The sequence below is a fragment of the Kitasatospora sp. NPDC091257 genome (genome assembly GCF_044757675.1).
GTDB lineage: Bacteria > Actinomycetota > Actinomycetes > Streptomycetales > Streptomycetaceae > Kitasatospora > Kitasatospora lactacystinica.
Genome location: NZ_JBIVVI010000921.1, coordinates 1 through 3,763, shown reverse-complemented (window position 1 = coordinate 3,763; position 3,763 = coordinate 1). Strand labels below are relative to the sequence as shown.

Sequence of the window (3,763 nt, the reverse complement as noted above, 5' to 3'; positions counted from 1 at the left end):
GGGGTCATCGGGCCGTCTCCGTCGGGTCGTTCGCCGGGGTGCCGGTCGCGTTCGCCGGGGTGCCGGTCGCTCCCTCCGGGCGGTCGGTCGCACCCTCCGGGCTGCCGAGCGCGCCGACCGAGTCCGCGTAGTAGTACCCGGCCCCGGAGACGTGCCGGACGATCTGCCGGAAGCTCCAGCCCGTCCCCGGCGAGTCGTCCAGCCGCTCGTCCGGCAGTGCGGTGATCCGCCGGGACCAGATCCCGGCCAGCCGGGTCAGCCGGCTGCGGGCCTCGTCCAGGTCGGCGGTGGTGAACGGGGCCAGGTCGGCCGGGGTGGTGACACCGGAGGCATGCCAGTGGTCGGGCTCGGTCGGCTCACCGACCACCCGGGCCTCCACCTCGGCGAGGTGGTCGACAAGATGGTCGGCGATACGGCGAACAGCCTTGTGCGGCGTGTAGGTTCGGCCGTCGGCGTTGAGGATCGGGCGACCGTCCCAGTCCGTCCAACCGGCCGCCAGGACAAGCACGCTCTCGACCATCTCCGGTACCAGGGAGGCGAGTTCGGCCTTCCCTCGATCCGGCGCGGGCGGCATGTCCGGCGCCCCGGTGTCCGCCGGATCGGAGGCGCCGTACAGGATGCCCTCGGCGATGACGAGGGCCTGCGAGCGGCCCGGGCAGCTCCGGGGCGGGGCGCCGAAGGTGAGCGCGACGCCCGCCGGCGCCCCGGACTGGGCCGCCGCGATGTCGAGCAGGACCCGCGTCCCGGCCGGTACCGCGACCCCGCCGACCTCGGTCGCCCGGGCGGCGAGCCGACGCATCGTCCGGACCGGCGGGTCCGCGCGCAGCACGCCGGCCAATCCGTCCTCGTGCCGGCGGGCGCCCTCGACCAGCGCGGCGGTGGCGTCGCAGGCCTGGACGAGCAGGCCGATCCGGTTCGCGGCCGTCTCCTCGTCCCGGTCCCCCGCCGCGTCGTCCCGGCCCCCCGCCGCGTCGTCCCGGCCCCCCATCGCGGGCAGCAGCCGGGCCACCGCCGCGTCCGCCGTCGGGTCGGCCACCGCCGGATCGTCCGACGCGTCGGCGAAGTACGCCCGGGACACCGTCGCGACATCCCGCGCCACGGCCTCCGGGTCGGCCAGGCCGAGCTCCGCCGCGAGCACCCGGACGACCCGCAGCCGGACGTCGGACTCGAAGCCGGCGGCCGCGGCCACCCGCAGCCTGTCCGGGTCCAGCCGCTCCAGGTCCGCCAGCACCAGCGCCCGGCGCCGGGCGTGCGGCTCGCCGGAACTGAACCGGGCGACGGCGGACCGCAGCCAGGCCACCGTGCCGGGGGCGGCGCCGGGCGCTCCGGGCACGGCCGGCCCGGCGGGCGGCGGGACCAGCGCCGGGTCGGCCAGCGCCGCCGTCACGTCGTCGTAGCGGGAGAAGGTCATCGTCGCGGGGCCGGAGACCACCGTGGTTTCGCTCATGCCGTCATCGTGGCCCCGGGTCGTTTCGGCCCCGGCCGAACCGTGCGGGGGCGACCCTGGTGGCATGTTCCCGGCTCCGCTCCCCCACGCGGCCCCGCCGCCGCGACCGCCCCGGCCCCCGTGCGCCGCTCCGCCCCGGTACGCGACTCGGCGCCCGCACGCTCCCCCGTGCCCCGACCATGGAGGCATGACGCTCGCCGCCTTCGCCGCCCTGCTCGCCGACCCCACCCGCGCCGCCATCTGCACGGCGCTGCTCGACGGTCGCGCCTGGACCGCCGGTGAGCTGGCCCGCCACGCGCGCGTGGCGCCGTCCACGGCCAGCGAGCACCTGTCCCGGCTGATCGCGGGCGGGCTGCTGGCCGAAGAACGACAGGGCCGGCACCGGTACGTCCGGCTGGCCACGCCCGCGGTGGCCACGCTGATCGAGGACCTCACCGCCTTCGCCGAGTCCGGCCCCGGCCCCGCGACCGCGCCGCGCAACCTGACCGAGGCCACCCGGCTGAGTGCCGAGGCCCGGGCCCGTACCTGCTACGACCACCTGGCCGGACGCCTCGGCGTGGCCGTGTCGGACGCGCTGTTCGCCCGCGGCCTGGTCACCGAGGAGGGCGGGCTGGCCGTCACCGGGCACGGCCGGGACTGGCTGGCCGCGCAGACGATCGAGCTGCCGCCGCGCGCGGGCCACCGGGGCGGACGCCCGGTCGTGCGCGGGTGCCTGGACTGGACGGAACGCCGCACCCACCTGGGCGGGGCGCTCGGCGCGGCACTCTGCCGGGCCGCCCTGGACCGCGCCTGGGTGGAACGGATCGGCTCCGGCCGGGCCCTTCGGGTCACCCCGGACGGCAACCGGGCGCTGCGCGAACTCCTCGGCGTGGAGCTGCCCTGACGGCCGTCCCCGGCGCCGCTCGACGTGCCGCTCGACGTGCCGGGCGAACCGCCGCTCAGCCCATCGACTTCGCCCCGTCCAGCGACTCCCGGATGATGTCCGCGTGCCCGGCGTGCTGCGCGGTCTCGGCGATCAGGTGCAGCAGCACCCGCCGGGCCGACCAGGCCGTGCCCGGCGGGAACCAGGGCGCGGGCGGCAGCTCGTGGGCGAGGTCGAGGGCGGGCAGGGTCCGGACCAGCTCGTCCGTCCCGCGCGCCGTCCGCTCGTACTCGGCGAGCAGCCCGGCCAGGGTGTCGCCTTCCGCCATCCGGAACTGGGCCGCCCAGGCGTCCGGGTCGGCGGCGCCCCCGTCCCCGCGCCGCATCGCCTCCGCGCCGCCGGTCATGAACCGCGCCCAGCGCGCCTCGACCGCCGCCACGTGCTTGATCAGGCCGCCGAGGCACAGCTCGCTGACCGTGGTGCGCTCGGCCGCCTGCGCGTCGGTGAGGTCCCGTACGGTGCGCCGCAGCAGTTCGCGGTGCTTGTCCAGCGTTTCGACGAGTTCCTCGCGCTCACCCATCGGCCACCCCTGCCGCTCGTCGTCCCGTCGGACGCATCAGACGTCCACCGTCTCCGGCTGCTCCCCTACCCGCCGACCGACGTCGATCAACCCGAAGGCCGCCCCCTGCGGGTCGCCGACCGCCGCGAACCGGCCGAACGGGCTGTCCATCGGCCCGAAGTACACCTTGCCGCCGCGGGCCGTCAGCCGGCCGATCGCGGCGTCGGTGTCGTCCACCGCGAAGTAGACGCTGATGTACGAGGGTGCCTCGGGCGGCAGGAACTCCCCCTCCGCGCCCATCCGGCCCAGCACCGGCCGGTCGTCGACCTGGAACATCCGGTAGTCGAAGTCCCCACCCGCCATCTTCTTCACGCCGAACGGGAAGACCTCCGGGAAGAAGGCGTCCGCCTTCGCGGGCTCGCGGGTCACCAGCTCGGCCCAGGTGTAGGCGCCGGGCTCGCCCTGCTTCTCGAAGCCCTCGTGCCGGCCGGCCTGCCAGACGCCGAACACCACTCCGGCCGGGTCCTTGGCGATCACCATCGTGCCGAGGTCGCCGACCTGCATCGGCCCCATGACCACCTCGCCGCCGTTGGCGCGGATCCGCGTCGCGGTGGCACCGGCGTCCGGCGAGGCCAGGTAGAGGCACCAGGCGGACTGGGCCTCCGCGCCCGGCATCGGCGGCACGATCGCGGCGACGGCCCTGCCGTCCGAGTAGGCCTGGGTGTAGTTCCCGAACTCCGACGAGCTCTCGCCGAAGGTCCAGCCCAACACGTCGCCGTAGAAGGCCTTCGCGCCCTCCAGGTCGGTGAACATCGCGTCGGCCCAACAGGGTGTGCCCTCAGGTAGCGCAGCCATCTCTCTGCCCTCGTGTGTGGCGAAAGTGCGCGCGCCGGGG

At 76.3% G+C, this 3,763-nt stretch carries 4 protein-coding genes; 1 reads left to right on the top strand and 3 read right to left on the bottom strand.

Annotation, left to right across the window (positions count from 1 at the left end):
• Nucleotides 1-4 precede the first annotated feature (4 nt).
• Nucleotides 5-1,447, bottom strand: a complete 1,443-nt coding sequence (locus ACIQOV_RS32075) for a hypothetical protein (RefSeq protein ID WP_401054204.1) — start codon at nucleotides 1,445-1,447, stop codon at nucleotides 5-7.
• Nucleotides 1,448-1,634: 187 nt separating this feature from the next.
• Between ACIQOV_RS32075 and ACIQOV_RS32070 the strand changes: the two genes are divergently transcribed.
• Nucleotides 1,635-2,330 carry an ArsR/SmtB family transcription factor gene (locus ACIQOV_RS32070; RefSeq protein ID WP_401054202.1) on the top strand — a complete coding sequence of 232 codons (696 nt, stop codon included), beginning with the start codon at nucleotides 1,635-1,637 and terminating at the stop codon, nucleotides 2,328-2,330.
• Between the two features lie 55 nt (nucleotides 2,331-2,385).
• Here ACIQOV_RS32070 and ACIQOV_RS32065 read toward each other — a convergent pair whose 3' ends face one another.
• Both ACIQOV_RS32065 and ACIQOV_RS32060 read right to left on the bottom strand, forming a co-directional pair.
• Complete coding sequence (locus ACIQOV_RS32065) at nucleotides 2,386-2,889, bottom strand: DinB family protein (RefSeq protein WP_401054201.1); 504 nt, start codon at nucleotides 2,887-2,889, stop codon at nucleotides 2,386-2,388.
• Nucleotides 2,890-2,925: 36 nt separating this feature from the next.
• Entirely contained in the window at nucleotides 2,926-3,723 is a 798-nt protein-coding gene (locus ACIQOV_RS32060; protein ID WP_401054199.1) for a VOC family protein, read from the bottom strand.
• Between the last annotated feature and the right edge of the window lie 40 nt (nucleotides 3,724-3,763).